The 16474-nt window shown below is 72.7% G+C and carries 14 protein-coding genes; 7 read left to right on the forward strand and 7 right to left on the reverse strand.

Annotation, left to right across the window (positions count from 1 at the left end; translation table 11 throughout):
* Nucleotides 1–142 precede the first annotated feature (142 nt).
* The 5 genes from OG202_RS06665 to OG202_RS06685 all read right to left on the reverse strand — a co-directional run bounded on the left by OG202_RS06665 (nt 143) and on the right by OG202_RS06685 (nt 6975).
* On the reverse strand, nt 143–589 hold the full coding sequence (locus tag OG202_RS06665) for a pyridoxamine 5'-phosphate oxidase family protein (protein ID WP_327730983.1): 447 nt from the start codon (nt 587–589) through the stop codon (nt 143–145).
* A 168-nt stretch (nt 590–757) separates the two neighbouring features.
* Nucleotides 758–2347: an oleate hydratase gene (locus OG202_RS06670; RefSeq protein WP_327730982.1), complete on the reverse strand. Its 1590-nt coding sequence runs from the start codon at nt 2345–2347 to the stop codon at nt 758–760.
* A 664-nt stretch (nt 2348–3011) separates the two neighbouring features.
* Nucleotides 3012–3521 carry a flavodoxin domain-containing protein gene (locus OG202_RS06675; protein WP_327730981.1) on the reverse strand — a complete coding sequence of 170 codons (510 nt, stop codon included), beginning with the start codon at nt 3519–3521 and terminating at the stop codon, nt 3012–3014.
* A 16-nt stretch (nt 3522–3537) separates the two neighbouring features.
* Complete coding sequence (locus OG202_RS06680) at nt 3538–4269, reverse strand: CBS domain-containing protein (RefSeq protein WP_327730980.1); 732 nt, start codon at nt 4267–4269, stop codon at nt 3538–3540.
* Between the two features lie 15 nt (nt 4270–4284).
* A complete protein-coding gene (locus OG202_RS06685) occupies nt 4285–6975 on the reverse strand; it encodes a bifunctional acetate--CoA ligase family protein/GNAT family N-acetyltransferase (RefSeq protein WP_327730979.1) in 2691 nt (896 codons plus the stop codon).
* Nucleotides 6976–7404: 429 nt separating this feature from the next.
* Between OG202_RS06685 and OG202_RS06690 the strand changes: the two genes are divergently transcribed.
* The 6 genes from OG202_RS06690 (at nt 7405) to OG202_RS06715 (ending at nt 13803) form a co-directional block, all read left to right on the forward strand.
* Complete coding sequence (locus OG202_RS06690; RefSeq protein WP_328222488.1) at nt 7405–9744, forward strand: heavy metal translocating P-type ATPase; 2340 nt, start codon at nt 7405–7407, stop codon at nt 9742–9744.
* Nucleotides 9745–9901: 157 nt separating this feature from the next.
* Nucleotides 9902–10921 (forward strand): ABC transporter ATP-binding protein, encoded by a 1020-nt coding sequence (locus OG202_RS06695; RefSeq protein ID WP_328222489.1) that lies wholly within the window; start codon nt 9902–9904, stop codon nt 10919–10921.
* A 6-nt stretch (nt 10922–10927) separates the two neighbouring features.
* Nucleotides 10928–12094, forward strand: a complete 1167-nt coding sequence (locus OG202_RS06700) for an ABC transporter permease (protein WP_327730976.1) — start codon at nt 10928–10930, stop codon at nt 12092–12094.
* Nucleotides 12091–13263, forward strand: a complete 1173-nt coding sequence (locus tag OG202_RS06705) for an ABC transporter permease (protein ID WP_327730975.1) — start codon at nt 12091–12093, stop codon at nt 13261–13263. The genes OG202_RS06700 and OG202_RS06705 overlap by 4 nt, the downstream gene beginning before the upstream one ends.
* A 101-nt stretch (nt 13264–13364) precedes the next feature.
* The gene (locus OG202_RS06710) at nt 13365–13517 is read left to right on the forward strand and encodes an OsmC family protein (protein ID WP_327730974.1); all 153 of its coding nucleotides are present in this window, start codon (nt 13365–13367) and stop codon (nt 13515–13517) included.
* 67 nt (nt 13518–13584) lie between these two features.
* Nucleotides 13585–13803 (forward strand): hypothetical protein, encoded by a 219-nt coding sequence (locus OG202_RS06715; protein WP_327730973.1) that lies wholly within the window; start codon nt 13585–13587, stop codon nt 13801–13803.
* Nucleotides 13804–13819: 16 nt separating this feature from the next.
* On the opposite strand, the gene OG202_RS06720 is transcribed toward OG202_RS06715, so the two are convergent.
* Nucleotides 13820–14167, reverse strand: a complete 348-nt coding sequence (locus OG202_RS06720) for a hypothetical protein (RefSeq protein ID WP_327730972.1) — start codon at nt 14165–14167, stop codon at nt 13820–13822.
* 807 nt (nt 14168–14974) lie between these two features.
* On the opposite strand from OG202_RS06720, the gene OG202_RS06725 reads away from it, so the two are divergent.
* The gene (locus tag OG202_RS06725; protein ID WP_327730971.1) at nt 14975–15241 is read left to right on the forward strand and encodes a DUF1876 domain-containing protein; all 267 of its coding nucleotides are present in this window, start codon (nt 14975–14977) and stop codon (nt 15239–15241) included.
* Between the two features lie 19 nt (nt 15242–15260).
* Here OG202_RS06725 and OG202_RS06730 read toward each other — a convergent pair whose 3' ends face one another.
* Entirely contained in the window at nt 15261–16163 is a 903-nt protein-coding gene (locus OG202_RS06730; RefSeq protein ID WP_327730970.1) for a universal stress protein, read from the reverse strand.
* Nucleotides 16164–16474: the final 311 nt, after the last annotated feature.

The following is a 16474-nucleotide window of genomic DNA, read 5'->3' on the forward strand; positions in this document are numbered from 1 at the left end:
AGGGCCGATGTGCCCGAGTGACCGGGCCCGGTCGGGCCCCTCGTCTCCCAGCGCGACGACACAACCTGCCGGTGCCCGGCGCCCTGCCGGTGCCCGGGGCCCGGCGGGGCGCACGCCGTGTGTCCGGGGCGCCGGCCGGCGCTCAGGACGCGATATTCACCCCGCGGATCGTGTGCCCGCCGACGAGTTCACGGCCGGTGACGAGCTCGGGCTCGATGCGTATGAAGACGTCCTCTTCCTCGGAGGAGGTGCCCCAGCACCGCGGACCGGTCCGGGACAGCCGCGTGTGCTCGGCGGGGTCGGTCACCACCGTGGCCCGGCCGGTCACGACGACACTCCAGCCGGACGGCGGGGCCGCGATGACCTCGTCCGCTTCGAACGCAACCACCGCGCCGTCGATCGCGCGGCAGAGCTCCGAATCCGCCGCGGTGCGCAGCACCACGGCGGAGTTCGCGTCGAGGGAGAAGTGCACAGGCAGGACCGCGGGCAGGGCGTGACGGGTGTGGACGACGCGGCCGACGGAGGCTCTGGCCAGGAGACACAGGCACCACTGCCGGTCGAGTTCGCGGAAGCCGTCGTGGGGATTCATCACAGGGTCCAACCTTGAGGCGGAACATCGGTGTACGTCCCATGCTGCGCGGCGACGGTGGCGGGGACGAGGGTCCATCGGTCCAGGACGGCCGGAGAGCGGCCCCGGCGCCCTCGTCCGGTCGGCTCACCGCACCGGCTCGGACCTGCGGGAACCGCTCCGGGCCGGCTATCGGCGCCGTGCGGTCTCCAGGGCCTTCGCCAGTACATGGGGATCGTGGTGGCCCTTGTAGACCTCGGGTGGCCGGCGGTCGAGGCCGAGGAGGTCCGCGACGGCGGTCCACGCGGTGCGTACGGAGTACTCGACGGTGAAGACAACGTCGTCGGGGACCTCGGCGAACTGTCCGATGAACGCGAGGTTCACCGACCCCTTGGGCACGACCCGCGGCCGGTCGCCGTGGCGGCGGACCAGGAACTGGCTGGTGATGTACGGCATCAGGCAGGGGACGACCGTGGAGGTGGCGCGTACGCGTTCCTTCGCGTCCTCGTCGAACGGCAGGTGGTGCAGCACCTCTTCGAGGATCTCCGCGCCCGAGCACTCGGTCATGGGCTTGTCGACGTGGTTGCCCGGCTTGTCGGGGAAGAGGGCGTAGCCCCACCAGACGGTGACGCCTTCCGGCTGGTCCCGGTAGACAGGTTGGTGGTTGGCGACAATCGTGAGCAGCCAGTTGGAGGCGGTGAACGTCATCAGCCCGCCCTTTCCGGTCGCACGGCCGCTGAACCGTTCCAGCGCGTCGAGGAAGGCGGGGTCCTCGGCGGTGACCGTGAACGACTCCCACTGGGATTCCCCGACGCTCTTGTCGAAGACGCCCGGGTCGCCGAAGTCGTCGCGTCCGCGGGACACCCGGTGCCAGAGAAGCCACGCGTCCGAGCACCGCGGCGGGCGCGGGGGCGGGGTGGTGTGTGAGCCACGCGTGGAGGCGTCGGTCATGGAACCGTTGGTGACCAGGACCAGGTCGGTGGGGGCCACCTCGATGTGCTCGTCGTGTCCCTCGGCGTGCTCGTCGTGGTCCTCGCGGGCCAGGAGGATGCGCTCGACCGTCGTGCCGTGACCCGCCGCGAGCACCAGGTCCCGCACCCGGCAGCCGGTGTGGACGGTGACGCCCCGCTCCCGCAGCCACTTCCCGAGCGGACGGACGACGGAGTCGTACTGGTTGTAGCGGGTCCGCTGGATGCCCGACATCGAGGCGAAGGCCGGGAAGAGGTGGATGAAGCGCTTGAGGTAGCGGCGGAACTCGATCGCGCTGTGCCACGGCTGGAAGGCGAAGGTGGTGCTCCACATGTACCAGAAGTTCGTGGTGAAGAAGCGCTCGCCGAAGCAGTCGGTGATCCTCTTCCCGTCCAGCTTCTTCTCGGGCGTCACCAGGCACCTGGCCAGGTCCAGCCGGTCGTGTTCGGAGAACCCCATCGACCGTACGTCGGTGATCGTCCCGTCCGCGCCGACGAGACGGGCGGCGTCGTCCCAGCCGAAGTCCTCGTACGCGGCGAGGATGTCCTCGGTCACCGACACGAACGGGTCGTCGAGGGAGGGGATCCGGGACAGCAGGTCGTACGTGCAGCGGAACTCGGCCTCGAACATCCGCCCGCCACGCATGGTGTAACCCGTCTCCGGTGTCCCGCCCGCGTCCAGGCTGCCGCCCGTCAGCCGGTGCTCCTCGAAGAGGTGGATGTCGCTCCCGTCGAACCCGCCCTCACGGATCAGGTACACCGCCGCGGCCATCGCCGCGATACCGCTGCCCACCAGATACGCCTTCGCCATCACACATCTCCTCGCTGCTCTCGCCCCGTGATCGGGAACCCCGGACTCCAGGGTTTCCCGTGCCCCTGACCGACGTCAGTGGGCCGCCTGGCACCAGCGCCCGGACCGACCGGCCCCGGCCGGCTCGGGTCCCGGTGACAGGAGTCCGGGTGGGGACGGCTCGGAGCCGAGACGCCGTCGGCGGCCCCGGCCCGGGTCACGCGCCGACCTTGTACTCAAGACGGCCCCCGCCCTGGACCTGGTCATGGCTCAGGAGCCCCTGGCCCGAGAGCGGTTCGTCTCTGGATCGTCGCGTGGGACCGAACTCGCCCACCGTCGCTCGGCGTTGTCCGGCAGGCCCGGACCTGTACGGCGAAGTCGACCGCACAGGTTCGCCGATGGAACGAGCGGAGTGCATGTCGGGGCGGCGCCGTGTGTCCAGTGGTTCTGCCACCCGGACGGAGGTCCGGCAACGGGCCGGGCTCCGTCGTCGACACCCTGCTGTGGTACACCGGCGCCGTGACCGTCATAGCACCCTGCGGCTACCGCACGGCCATCAGCGGGACGGGCCCGTGGTTCGTCCGAAGCTCCGGCCTCGGGCCGGAGCCAAGGCCGGCCCGGACTCCCTTCCTTCGGGTCAGGAACCCGGGCCGGCCGACGCGCCCTTCCGCCCCACGCGGACGGCTCAGCCTGTCTCCGCTCCCCCCGTCAGCTCGGTCCCGATGCGCGCCGCCCACTCCTCGATCGCGGTGAAGTCCCGGAAGTCCCCGCCCTTGCCGTTGCAGAGGATCATCCCGGCGACCCATCCCTTGGCGCCCTCCTCCAGGCAGCCTCCGAAGGTGACATGGTCCTCGGCCCCGAGGCGGGCCATGGCCTTCTTCACCCCGGGTACGGGCGGGATGTCCCGCTCCGACGCCGAGGCGTCGAGCGGGCCGCTGCTGAAGAGCCACAACGGCCGCTCGGCCAGCTCACGGTGGTGACGGCGGAGGAAGCGGCGGGCGTGCTTGTGCCAACGCCCGGCGTAGAGCCCGCCGCCGACGACCACCGCGTCGTACGACGTCACGCTCGCGACGGACCGGGCGGGCCGTGCCTCGACGGTCAGCCCGTCCTTGCGCAGAACGTCGGCGATGGCTTCGGCGATCCGCGCGGTGGATCCGTTCGTCGTTCCGTAGGTGACCAACACGCTGCCGGGCATGGCGGTCCACCTCCTTTCACAGCTTGCGGAGCCAGTCGTCGGCGATGCCGTGCACTGCCGGCTCGCCGGGCTGGAGGCGCGAGTCGTCGACGTGGTAGCCGAGCTTGTCGACGACGGCGACCACGCCGTCGATCTGACGGGTCATGGAGACGGCGATCTCCGCCTCGCTCCTGCGCTCCGTGTGGCCGTCGAGCGTGACCACGCCCTCGGCGACGGAGACGTCGACGGTCCGGGGTGCCAGCCACAGCGCACGCTCCAGCACCTCGCGGACGACCACGTCGCGGATCTCCCGGTCGGGTCGCAGGAAGACCTGGAGCAGATCGCGCCGGGTGACGATGCCGACGAGCCGGTTCTCCTCGTCCAGGACGGGCAGCCGTTCCACCCGGTGCCGCGCCATGCTCCGGGCGGCCTCGACGATGGTGTCGTCGGCGAGTGCGGTCACCGGCGGTTCGGTCATCAGCTGTCCCGCGGTGCGAGCCTTCGCCTTCGTGGCCCGGCTCCTGGCGCCGCGCGTCAGGTCGGTCAGCCGGAAGCGGCGCTTCGGCCGGTAGGGGTCGGGGGTCTCGGCCTGCCGGACCATCAGGTCGGTCTCCGAGAGGACGCCGATGACGTTGTCGTCCTCGTCGACCACCGGCAGCCCGCTGATCCGGTGGTCGGCCAGCAGCCGTGCCACTTCCTTGAACGGGGTGCCGTACTCGGCCCGGACCACATCGGTGGTCATCACCGAGCTCACCTTGTCGTGCCTCATGTCCGTAATCCCTCCTCAGCGGAGCCGGCGCAGATAGGGATCCTGAGGCCGGCGGGGCAGTAGCCGTACGCGCGCATCGAGCACAAAGACCCCGCCCGGTGTCGCGAGAACGGGGTTGAAGTCGGCCTCGGCCAGCTGCGGCAGGTCGCTCGCCATGCGGGACAGCCGCAGGAGCAGCTGCTCCAGGCCTTCGAGGTCGATGGGGCCGCTGCCACGCGCGCCGAACAGGAGCGGGGCGCAGCGCGGCGCGGTGATCAGGTCGTGCACGTCCTGGTCGGTGAGCGGGGCGAGTCGGGCGGCGTGGTCGGCCAGTATCTCGGTCGCCGTTCCGCCGAGCCCGAAGAGGACCAGCGGGCCGAAGACCTCGTCCTGGACGACGCCCGCGAACAGCTCTGTGCCGCGTGCGGCGAGGGGCTGTACGAGCACTCCGGTGAGCAGTCCTTCGAACCGGGCCTCGAAGTCCCGGAAGGCGGCGCGTACTTGCGTGTCGCCGCGCAGGTCGAGGTGGACGGCGTGCTGCTCGCTCTTGTGCACCAGCCCCGGCCAGTGGGCCTTCATGACCACCCGGCCGTCGGCGCCGCGCAGTCGCTCGGCGGCGGCCGAAGCCTCGTCCTCGGTCTCGGCCCAGGCCCAGGGAAGCTGGGGGACGCCGTAGCAGCCGAGGAGTTCGGCGCAGGTGCGCGGGTCGAGCCAGCCGCCGTCCGGGTGTGCCGCCAGGAAGGCCTCGGCGACCGCGTGGGCGCGTGCGGTCTCGACTCCTTCGAGGTCCGGGAACGTGCCGACCGGGCGGCTCAGCCACTCCGCACGGCGGGCGGCATGGGCCAGGGCCCGCGCCGCCGCCTGGGGTTCGGCGTACGAGGGGATCGCGCCGCCTCCGTCGGCGGGCAGCAGCTTGACCGGCAGGTCCTGCTCCAGGCGTACGACCACGGCGGTCCGGGTGCGGATTCCGGGACCATGGGTGAGGGCCCGGACGAGGTCGTCGCCCGTCGCGGCGGCGACCGCGGTGGGGACGAGCGCCAGCACGACGGCGTCGATGCCGGGACACCGCATGATCCGGTCCACGCACGCTCCGAGCTGCTCCTCCGTGACCGCGGCGGTGGCATCGACGGGATTGCCCACCGCGGCGCCCTCGGGCAGTACCGCGAGCAGGTCGTCGACCGTCTCGGCAGTGAACGGTGGGATGGCCAGCCCCGCCTCCGTGCAGGCGTCGGCGGCGAGCACACCCGCGCCGCCGGCGTTGGTGACGATCGCGACCCGGCTGCCCGCCGGGAGCGGCTGGGAGTGCAGCAGGGCGGCGGCTTCCATGAGTTCGGCGACCGAGCGGGTGGCGGTGATGCCGGCCTGGGTGAACAGGGCCTGCCGGGTCATCGTCCGGGTGGCGGCGGCCGCGGTGTGCGAGGCAGCGGCACGGCGGCCCGCGTCGGTGCGCCCGGCGTCCACGGTGAGGACGGGCATACGACGGGTCACGCGCCGCGCCGTGCGGGAGAAGGCCCGGGGGTTGCCGAAGGACTCCAGGTGCAGCAGAGCGAGGTCGGTGCGGCCGTCGCTCTCCCACCACTGGAGCATGTCGTTGCCGCTGACGTCGTACTTGTCGCCGAGGGAGGCGAAGGAGGAGACGCCGACGCCCAGGCGGGACAGGCCGTCGAGCAGGGCGATGCCCACCCCGCCGGACTGCACGGCGACTCCGGCCGTGCCGGGGCGCGGGTGATCGACGGCGAAGGTCGCGTCGAGGGAGACTGCGGGGTCGGTGTTGGAGACGCCGAGGCAGTTGGGACCGACGAGCCGCAGGCCGTACTCGCGGCACGCCGCCACCAGCGCCTCCGCCTGCGCGCTGTCGAGGCCCGCGGAGACGACGAGCAGGGCCCGAACGCCGGCCTTCCCGCACTCCTCGGCCGTGGCCGGGATCGCTGCGGACGGCACCGCGACGACCACCAGGTCGGGGGTCTTCGGCAGGGCACTGACCGACGGGTAGGACGGGACGCCGAGGATCGAGCCGGCACGGGGGTTCACCGCGAAGAGCCGCCCGGTGTAACCGCCCGTGTGCAGGTGGTGCAGGACGGCCCGGCCCACCGACCCGGGTTTGCGCCCCGCGCCGACGACGGCGACGGTGCCCGGCCGCAGCAGGGTTTTCATGCTGGCGATGTTGGCGGCCCCGCCGCGTGCCTCGACAGCGGAGAGATAAGTGTCGGTCTCGTCGAGTTCGACGGTGCAGCGCACCTCCGGACCGTCGAAGCGGCGGGAGGTGCGCAGGCCGAGGTCGGCGAAGAGCTGGAGGACCTCGTGGTTCTCGCTGAGCGCGTCCGCCGTGAACGAGGTGATGCCCTCCGCCCGGGCTGCCGAGACCAGGTGCTCGACGAGGAGGGTGCCGACGCCGCGATGGTGCAGTCCGTCGGCGACCGCGATGGAGATCTCGGCCGATGTCGCGTCCTCACCCGTCTCGTACTCGGCCAGGCCGATGACCTGTCCCTGTGTCTCGGCCAGCAGGGCTCGGTACCCGGGGTGTGGCGGCGCGCAGGCCCGCTCGGCCGCCATCTGTGCGGAGCGCCGGCTCGCCGCGAAGAACCGCAGCCTCAGGTTCTCCGGGGACATCTCCTCGTACAGTCCCTGCAGCTGATCGTGGTCGGCCCGCGCCACCCCCCGGATGCACACGGTGGTGCCGTCCATGAGCAGGGCGTGGACCATGGGGAGGCTGGACGGGTCGGTCATGGCGGTCCTCCAAGGCTTTCGACACGTTGAGCATCCGGCGGATCGGGGGCCGATCCCATGGGCTGTCCGGGCGTGACCCAGGGCCGGTCGGCCCTAAGTCCGCCCGGGAGGGTTGTCGAAGGATGCTCGTGCTCCGAGGCCCGCGGGGCGGGTAGTCCGCGACGGCGCGGCATACGGCAGCACGCTTCCCCAGCGCCTTTCTCACAGGTCCGGGCCTTCCCCGTGGCCCCGCTGTCACGGTCCGGGCCGGCGATCCGCACACCGCACCACGTCCCGTGCCCGGTCGCCGTCGTCCCGGGCTGCTGACGTGCGGCCCGGTCGGCGCCCGCGGCAGTTCGGGCCGTTCGTCCCCTTACCCTCGGTCACGCGCAAGGCTGAGATGGAGACAGGCACGGTCCGAAGCTACTGGGCACGCGACTGGGGAACGTCATGAAACGCGTCATCACCGTCCCGGGAAAGCAGCTGCGTCGGCTGTTCGCCGCGGTGTCCCTGCCCCCGAAGATCGAACCAGCCCTCCTCGTCGTCACGGCCGCCGCGCTGGCGGCCGGGGTCGTCGCCTGGTTCCTCGGCGCTCCCGAGGTCGCCGACCTGTGCTGGGGCCTCGGCACGGTCGTGGCCGTCGTGCCCGCGGTGGGCTGGGTGCTGGCGGCGCTGCGGAGCGGTCACGCGGGTGTGGACCTGATCGCGGTGCTGGCGCTCGGCGGCACCCTGGCGGTCGGTGAGTACCTGGCCGGTGCCCTGATCTCGCTGATGCTCGCCACCGGCCGCACCCTGGAGGCCGCGGCCCAGCGGCGGGCCTCCCACGACCTGCGCGCGCTGCTGGAGCACGCGCCCCGCACCGCCCGGCGCCGCACCGGATCCGAGGTGCGCACGGTGCCGCTCGCCGAGGTGGCCGTCGGTGACCTGCTCGTCGTCGGTCCGGGCGAGGTCGTCCCCGTCGACGGACGCGTGGCCGGCGCCACGGCCGTCCTCGACGAATCGGTGCTCACCGGAGAATCCCTGACCGTGGAGCGTGCTCCGGGCCGGTCGGTGCGCAGCGGCGTCGTCAACGCGGGCAGTGCGTTCGAACTGCGTGCCTCGGCCACCGAGCAGGACAGCACGTACGCCGAGATCGTGCGGCTCGCCCGGCAGGCCGGAGCTCAGTCCGCTCCCGTCGTCCGCCTGGCCGACCGGTACGCGGCCTGGTTCCTGCCGCTGTCGGTGGCGGCGGCCGGGCTGGCCTGGCTGGTCAGCGGTGACGCGGTGCGGGCGGTGGCGGTGCTGGTGGTCGCCACGCCGTGCCCGCTGCTGCTCGCGGCCCCCGTGGCGATCGTCTCCGGGTTGTCGCGGGCCTCCCGCCTCGGCGTGGTGATCCGTGACGGCGGGGCGCTGGAGAGCCTGGGCCGGGCCCGGACCCTGATGCTCGACAAGACCGGCACCCTCACCACCGGTCACCCGCGCGCCCTCGACGTGACCGCCGCCCCGGGGTGGAAGCCGGCCGACGTGCTGCGGCTGGCCGCCTCGCTCGACCAGTACTCCCCGCACGTCCTGGCACGGGCCATCGTGGACGCAGCCCGCGAGCGCGGGCTGGAGCTGTCCGTGCCCGTGGATGTGTCCGAGGAGCCCGGCCGGGGCGCCACCGGCACCGTCGAGGGGCACCGGACGACCGTCGGCCGCCTCGACACCCACGCCGAACAGGCGGCCTGGGCACGCTCGGTCGACAATCGCGCGCTCCTGGACGGGGCGGCCGTCGCCTGGCTCACCGTCGACGACCGCCCGGTGGGCGCGGTCCTCCTGCGTGACCCGCTGCGCCACGACGCGCCCCGCACCCTGCGCCGCCTGCGCGCGGCGGGCATCGACCGGCTCGTGATGCTCACCGGTGACCGCCCCGAGCCCGCCCGTGAGATCGCCGCCGTCCTCGGTCTCGACGGCGTACGCGCCGAACTCGATCCGGCCGGCAAGGTGGCGCAAGTGCGCGCCGAAGCCGACCGCGCGGTGACCGTGATGGTGGGTGACGGCGTCAACGACGCCCCGGCTCTGGCCGCCGCGGACATCGGCGTGGCCATGGGCGCCCACGGCTCCACCGCCTCCTCCGAGGCCGCCGACGTCGTCCTGACCACCGACCGCGTGGACCGCCTGGCCGACGCCGTCGGCATCGCCGTCCGCGCGCGGCGCATCGCCGTGCAGAGCGCGCTCGGCGGCATGGTGATGTCGCTCGCGGCCATGGTCGCGGCGGCTTTCGGCCTGCTCCCGCCCGCTGTGGGCGCCCTGCTCCAGGAGGGCATCGACGTCGTGGTCATCCTCAACGCGCTGCGCGCCCTGCGCGTCGACCACGCCGCGCAGCCCGCCCTTCAGCCCGCCACGGAAGCCCTCATCCACCGCTTCGCCGCCGAGCACGACGATCTGCAGGACGTCCTCGAAGCCGTTCGGGCCGCCGCCGACCGCCTCTCGGACACCCCCGGTCCCCAGGCCCTGGCGGCGGTGGGTGAGGTGCACCGGCTGCTCACCGAACAGCTGCTGCCACACGAGTACGCCGAGGAGCACCAGCTCTACCCGGCGCTCGCCCCCGCCCTGGGCGGTCCCGAGTCGACCGCCACCATGAGCCGCGCCCACGCCGAGATCGAACGGCTCGCCCGGCGCATCGCCACCCACCTCGCACTGGCCGACACCGGCGAGGGGCCGGCCCCGGAGCAGCTCGACGACCTACGCGCCAGCCTCTACGGACTCCACACCGTGCTGCGCCTCCACTTCACCCAGGAGGAGGAGAACTACTTCTCCCTCGCCCCGTGAGCGTGCTCCGCGGGACGAGGAGAGGGCGGCGCAGTGGGTCCAACGGCCCCATGAAGGGCCCGTGCGGTCCCTGTCCCCGCCGGGGCACGGGGAAGACGCTCGACTCGACGGCCGGGCCCGCCCGGTGCCTCGACGTCCAAAGGCAGGGAGCACGCCCATGACCGACCGTGAGCGGGCCACCGTCATGGCCTCGCCCCCCGGCCACCGCGACCACCCCGCAGGGGACAGCGGCCCGGCAGTCCTCGACTGCGCACATCTCGTCCGGCGGTTCGGCGACCGCACCGCCGTTGACGACGTGAGCCTGAGCATCGCTCCCGGCGAGACGTACGGCCTGCTCGGGCCGAACGGCGCCGGAAAGACCACGACGATCAGGATGGTCTGCGGGCTGCTGCGGCCGCACGCCGGAACGGTGCGGGTGGCCGGGCAGCCGGTGAGCACGGGCGCGGGACCCGCCAAGCGACTCATCGGCTTCGTACCGCAGGACGTTGCCCTCTATCCCGATCTCAGCGTCCGTGAGAACCTCCGCTTCTTCGGTCGGCTCTACCGGCTCCCGCGCCGGCAACGGGAGCGCCGCGTGGACGAGGTCCTGGACCTCATCGACCTGTCGGCCCGGGCCGGCGACCGCGTCGACTCACTGTCCGGCGGCATGCGCAGGCGCCTCAACATCGGGGCCGGGCTGGTGCACGCGCCGACACTGCTGGTGCTGGACGAGCCGACCGTGGGGGTCGACCCGCAGAGCCGCCACGCGATCCTGGAGAGTGTCCACCGCTTCGGCGAGGAGGGCATGGCGGTCCTGTACACCACGCACTACATGGAGGAGGCCGAGCGTCTCTGCGACCGGGTCGGCATCATCGACCGGGGCCGCCTCGTCGCCGAAGGGCGCCCCCGTGAGCTGGTGGCGCTGGTGGCCGAGCGCGACCGGGTACGGCTCACGGCCATCGGCGACCCGGCGGCGTACGCGGAGGCCTGCCGTCGGCTCGCACGGGTCGAGGGCGTGGCGTGTACCGGCGAGCGCGGCGATGTGGTCGAGGTGGTCGTCAGGGACGCCCGCAGTCTGCTGCCGCACCTGCTCGACCTCGCCCACGAGCAGGGCGTCGACATCAGGAGCGTCGAGATCGACGAGCCCGACCTCGAAGCGGTCTTCCTGCACCTGACCGGCACCGCGCTGAGGGAGTGAGCTGTCGTGCGTGTCGTTCTCGCCATAGCGGCCAAGGATCTGCGGCAGCGCCTGCGCGACCGGTCGGCCTGGGTGATCGTGTTCCTGGCCCCGGTGCTGATCTCCGGGCTGATGGCCATGGCGTTCGGCGGCGGCTCCGAGTTCCGTGCCGACATCGGGGTGGTGGACCTGGACCGCGGCGCGGCCGCCACCGGCCTGACCCGGGTGTTGAGGAGCCCGGAGCTCAAGGACACCGTGCGTCTGCGGTCGTACGACGACGAGGCGGGTGCCCGACGGGCCGTCGACGCGGGTCGCGTCCACGCCGCGATCGTCGTGCCCGAGGGCTTCACCGCGGCGCTGCGTGGCGGCGGTTCGTCGCCGGTCACGGTCCTGGACAGCGTCGACTTCGGGCTTCAGGCGCAGCTGGCGCGTGCCGTCACCGAGTCGTACGTCGCCCAGGTCAACGCCGATCGTCTGTCGGTCGCCACCGCCGTGGCCGCGGGCGCCCCGCAGGAGGACGTACCCGAACTCGCCGGCGAGGCGGCCCTGTTGCACCTGCCGGAGGAGGTACGGCCGGAGGGACTCGCCGACGACCCGCTGAAGGTCATCAGCTACTTCGGGCCGAGCATGGGCATGTTCTTCGTGCTGTTCACCGTCGGTTTCGGGGCACGCGGATACTTCGTCGAGCAGCAGCAGGGCACCCTCGACCGGATCGCGGCGGCCCCCGTCGGCAGGGGTGCCCTGCTGCTGGGCAAGTCGCTGTCCACGTTCGTCTACAGCCTGGCCGGGCTCGCCACCGTCACGGTCGTCTCGTGGCTGGCGTTCGGCGCCCGCTGGGCGGATCCGGTCGGGGTGGCCGCGCTGAGTGCGGGCATGGCGGTGGCCGTGGTGTCCCTCACCGCGCTGGTGATCTCACTCGCCCGGACCGAGAGGCAGGCCGAAGGGCTCGCGTCGATCGTGGTGTTCGCGCTCGCCCTGCTCGGCGGCAACTTCGTCTTCGCCTCCGGCACTGCGCTCATGCGGCGGTTGACGCTGTTCACCCCCAACGGCTGGGCCCTGCGCGGTTTCACCGACCTGGGCACCGGCGTGAGCGGCTGGGCGGCGGTCGGTATGCCGCTGCTCGGCATCGCCGCGTTCTCGGCGGGCGTCGCGATGGTGACCGTACTGCTCCTGCGGCTGAGGAGGACGACATGACCGCTCTCGCCGTGACCCGGGCCACGATGACGCGCACGCTCCGCGACCGGACGGCGCTGTTCTTCATGGTGCTGCTGCCGGTCGCGATCATCGTCGTCATCGGGGTCACCGTGAGCGGCTTCGACCAGTTCCGGGTCGGCCTCGTGCAGGCCGCTCAGGCAGGCCCTGTGGCCAGGGAGTTGGTGTCCGGTCTGGAGGACGCGCCCGGTCTGCGTACGCAGGCCTACGCGACCGCGTCGGACGCGAGCGCCGCTCTGCGCCGTGCCGAGCTGGACGCGGTCGTCCTGGTGCCGTCCGGTCTCGACGAGGCGGTGCGGGCCGGACGTTCCGTCACGGTGCGGGTGCTGGTGGAGCCGTCCGGGAGCGCCGGGCACGCGGCGGTCTCCTCGGTGTCGGCGGTCGTGGCCGACCACGCGGCGCGGTTGCAGGCCGCGCGCTTCGCCGCAGGTGAGACGGACGGAGGCTTCGACGAGACTCTGGCGCTGACCCGCCGCGTCGAGCGGGCGGCGTCCCCCGTCGCGGTACGCGCCGAGACCGTCGACGGCCGGAGCGACTACCTGCCGCTGGGCTACAGCTACAGCACCCCCACCATGCTGGTGCTGTTCGTCTTCATCAACGCCCTGGCGGGCGGCGCGGCCATCGTGCAGACCCGCAGGACGGGGGTGTACGCCCGCGCGCTCGCGGCACCCGTCTCCGCCCGCACCCTGGTGTTCGGCGAGACGGTCGCGTATGTGCTGCTGGCCCTGCTGCAGTCCCTGCTGATCGTGGGCATCGGCGCACTCGCCTTCGGCGTGGCCTGGGGCGACCCGCTCGCCGCCGGGGTCCTGATCACCGTATGGGCGCTGGTCGGGACGGGAAGCGGGCTGCTGGCCGGCGCGCTGTTCCGCACCCCGGAACAGGTGCATGCCGTCGGCCCGGCGCTCGGCACCGGGCTCGGCATGCTCGGCGGCTGCATGTGGCCCCTGGCCCTGGTGCCCGACTGGCTCAGCACGGCAGGGCACGCGGTGCCGCACGCCTGGGCCGTCGACGCCTGGACCACGCTGCTGTCCAAGGACGGCGATCTGCCCGCGATCCTCCGGCACCTCGTCGTCCTCACGGCGTTCGCGACGGTGCTCCTCGCCCTCGCCTCCTTCGCCCTGCGGCGCCGGCTGACGACGGGTCGCGGCTGACACCCGACACGCAGGAGGAGGCACGAACATGCCCGAGACCGCGCCACAGACCGCCCCCCCTGTCGCCGGGTGCGCAAGCGCACCGGATCGAGGTCTCTCATGTGGACGGCGACGCGTACGCCGTCGAGATCCGCGGTCACCGGTTGCCGGTCGACCGGCCCGAGGAGGCCGGTGGCCAGGACACCGCACCGACGCCCACCGAGCTGTTCGCGGCGTCCCTGGCCACCTGCGTCGCCTTCCACTGCGGCCGCTAGCCGCGGCCGCTACCTGCGGCGCCACGGCCTGGAGCGGGCCGGACTCCGGGTCCGTGCGGAGTTCACCATGGCCGCCGACCGCCCCGCCCTCGTCGCCCGCGTCGCGTCCGTCCACGTCACGGTCGCTCCGCCGCCCGGACCGACGGAGCGGCGCCGCGCGGCTCTGCTCTCCGTCGCCTCGCACCGCACCATCCGCAACACGCTCCACCGGCCACCGGAGGTCGCCGCCGAGCCGGCCGTGACCTCGTCGCCGACTTCGGCGCGTCCGCGGCTTCGTTCTCCGTAGCGGCTTCTCGTCGTGGTCAGCGGGAAACGCCCACGGACCGGGTGGCGCCCGCCGTGAGGACCTCCAACGCCGGGCGCCGTGGAACCGGACAGGTGGACAGCGCGGAGCCGAGGCGCAGGATCATCTGCGGGAACTCTCCCGCGGTGAGGGTCTCACGTACGCGTGTCCGCAGGCGTGGGAGTTCGAGGGGCTGGGTGTGGAAGGCCGCCATGACGTGGCGGGTGGCGGCGTGCAGCAGGATCCGTTCGAGGGCCTGTCCGGCCCGGAGCCAGTCCGGCGGGTCGTCGCGCTCCGTGCTGAGCACGACGATCAGCCCGGTCCGCGCGGACCAGCGCCGCGCAGGGGAGGGGAGCGTTCTGGGCACTGCCTGCGAAGTCCCGTCCTGGCAGGAGGGTGCGGTCCGGGTGGGCGACGGACGCGTAGGCGGGCACTCCGTCGTACCCGGGCCGACGGGCCGGCCCGGCCCACCGGGCTTGTTCGGCGAGGTGTCCGGGATCGGTTCGATGCACGCCCTCGACGGCCCGGACGAGTTCGGCGAGGTGAAGTCGATCGTGGGCGATGTCCATGACGTGCAGCGTGGCTCCTTCGGCGGAGGCGTCCTCACGCAACGCGTCGATCAGCGGCACCGGAACAGGATCGGTGCGGAACGGTCCACGGACGGTGTGCCGTCGGCTCAGGGCACCGTACATGCGCTCTTCGTCGAGTGTGGACGGCCCGTACGCCCCCCAGCCCACACGAGCGAGGAACGCCGGGCTCCCCGGGTGCGGAAAGGGCTGGACGACAGGGTGGAAACCGAGGTGCCGCATCGCGAGGCGGATGTTGAACAGGGAGGCACCACAGCTGATGACCATCTCCCTGCCGCACGGATCGGTGCGGAGGAGGCGTCGGGTGACGTCCGCGTGCACCTCGATGCCGCGGTCCCTGCCCTCCTCGACGGACAGCCACGGCTGTGTGTTGTGCACGGAGGGCGCGGTCACGGCGGCGCGGACGAGGTAGTCGGCCGCGTGGCTCGGGCGCGCGGGGACATCAGCCATGCGGGGTGCCGCCCTTTCTGAGCTCTGGACCGGCGCCGAGGACAGGCGCAGGCTGAGAGGAAGGGATGTCGCCGTGAGGTCCGCGACGCCCCTCCGGGGCCTGTCGGCCCTACGCCCGGCGCGCAGGAGTGATCACGATGGAAACCAGGCAAGCCAAGGAGTGGACCGTGCGGATCCACATCACCGAAGAGGGTGACGAGACCCGCGCTCGCGCCGTGCTGACCACCGAGGCCACGTCGACGGTCACCGGCAGGGGCGTGGCCCGGCGCAACCCGGTCGACCGCCCCATCCCGGAGATCGGCGACGAACTCGCGGCCAGCCGCGCCCTGGATGATCTCGCCATCCGGCTGCACGACGTCGCCTCCGACGACATCGTGCAGCTCACCGGCCCGGTGCGAACCTGACGGGCGGGTCCGCGGCCTCTCATCCATGCGGTACGACAGCCACGGGGCAGCCGACGTGATGGATGGCCGCGTGGGTCACGGGACCCGTGCGGGGGCCCACCGGACGCTCGGTCAGACGGTGGCCGACGACCAGCAGACCCGCCCCGGAGGCGGCGCGGAGCAGCGCGGTCGACGCCTTGTCCTTCGGCACGCATTCCACGACCTCTACGTCGGGGTACTTGTCCCGCCACACCTGGAGCAGTGCGGACAGGAACCCCTGCCACTCCTCTCCACGCTGCGGTTCGTCCACCAGGGCGATGTCCCCCGGTCCCAGGCTGATGGCGGACGGCGACTGCCAGGCGTACACCACTCGCAGCCGGGCCCGGCGCAGCCGAGCCGCCTCGAAGGCGAACTCGATCACCTCGTCGCAGGGATCACCGAGGTCCAGGCCGAGCACCACGTCCCGGTAGCCGGTGTGGAGGGAAGCACTGCCGTCGTCCGCCGACAGGTGTTCGTCTCCGGCCTCCTCCCCGGCCCGTACGAGAACGACGGGACGTTTCGCCTTCGCCACGACGCCCAGCGCGACCGAGCCGACCAGGAATCCGGTGAAGCCGCTGAGCCCACGCGAGCCCAGCACCAGCAGCTCGGCCCGGTCCGCCGCGGCGAGGAGAGCCGGTGTCGCGGGCCCCTCCGTCTGCTCGTCGTACACGAGTACGCCGGGGCATGTGGCTCGGACGCGCTCCTCCGCCTGACGCAAGCAGCGCCGGGCCAGGTGTCGTTGGACGGCGTTGACCGATTCGCCCTCTCCCTGACGCGGATGCCAGTTCCACACGTGCACCAGCCGCAGGGGGCACTCGCGCCGTAAGGCTTCGCGCGCCGCCCAGTCGGCCGCGGCCAGACTCTCGGCGGATCCGTCGACTCCGGCGATCACAGGCAGAAGCATGACTCGCACCTCCCACACTAGGTCTGCTCCTCCTGACCAGCGTCGCCCTTCGACAACCCGGCGGGGAGGGGCTACCAGGCCCTCCCCCGGACCATCCGGCCCAGTGTCCGCCGCCCACGAGGACGCACCGACCTGGACCACGGTGCAACAGACCGCGGGCAGGGTCGAGTTGTCGGTTCATTTGGGAAGCACCAGCCGACATGTCTCCCCCGGCCGGACGCGGACCGCGCGATCGGGCAGCCGTACGTCGATCGGGTCGCGGTCGGACGACGGCGGTCGCCTCACCGGACGGGCGGCAGAAGGGACGGTTC

Source organism: Streptomyces sp. NBC_00310, from assembly GCF_036208085.1.
In the GTDB taxonomy this organism is placed as follows: domain Bacteria; phylum Actinomycetota; class Actinomycetes; order Streptomycetales; family Streptomycetaceae; genus Streptomyces.

What these genes read in the sequence shown, in the direction of transcription:
- OG202_RS06715 (WP_327730973.1), top strand. Translation starts at nt 13,585, where the DNA reads ATGGCCGCCGACCGCCCCGCCCTCGTCGCCCGCGTCGCGTCCGTCCAC.
- OG202_RS06670 (WP_327730982.1), bottom strand. Translation starts at nt 2,347, where the DNA reads ATGGCGAAGGCGTATCTGGTGGGCAGCGGTATCGCGGCGATGGCCGCG.
- OG202_RS06665 (WP_327730983.1), bottom strand. Translation starts at nt 589, where the DNA reads ATGAATCCCCACGACGGCTTCCGCGAACTCGACCGGCAGTGGTGCCTG.
- OG202_RS06730 (WP_327730970.1), bottom strand. Translation starts at nt 16,163, where the DNA reads ATGCTTCTGCCTGTGATCGCCGGAGTCGACGGATCCGCCGAGAGTCTG.
- OG202_RS06725 (WP_327730971.1), top strand. Translation starts at nt 14,975, where the DNA reads ATGGAAACCAGGCAAGCCAAGGAGTGGACCGTGCGGATCCACATCACC.
- OG202_RS06675 (WP_327730981.1), bottom strand. Translation starts at nt 3,521, where the DNA reads ATGCCCGGCAGCGTGTTGGTCACCTACGGAACGACGAACGGATCCACC.
- OG202_RS06695 (WP_328222489.1), top strand. Translation starts at nt 9,902, where the DNA reads ATGACCGACCGTGAGCGGGCCACCGTCATGGCCTCGCCCCCCGGCCAC.
- OG202_RS06685 (WP_327730979.1), bottom strand. Translation starts at nt 6,975, where the DNA reads ATGACCGACCCGTCCAGCCTCCCCATGGTCCACGCCCTGCTCATGGAC.
- OG202_RS06680 (WP_327730980.1), bottom strand. Translation starts at nt 4,269, where the DNA reads ATGAGGCACGACAAGGTGAGCTCGGTGATGACCACCGATGTGGTCCGG.
- OG202_RS06705 (WP_327730975.1), top strand. Translation starts at nt 12,091, where the DNA reads ATGACCGCTCTCGCCGTGACCCGGGCCACGATGACGCGCACGCTCCGC.
- OG202_RS06690 (WP_328222488.1), top strand. Translation starts at nt 7,405, where the DNA reads ATGAAACGCGTCATCACCGTCCCGGGAAAGCAGCTGCGTCGGCTGTTC.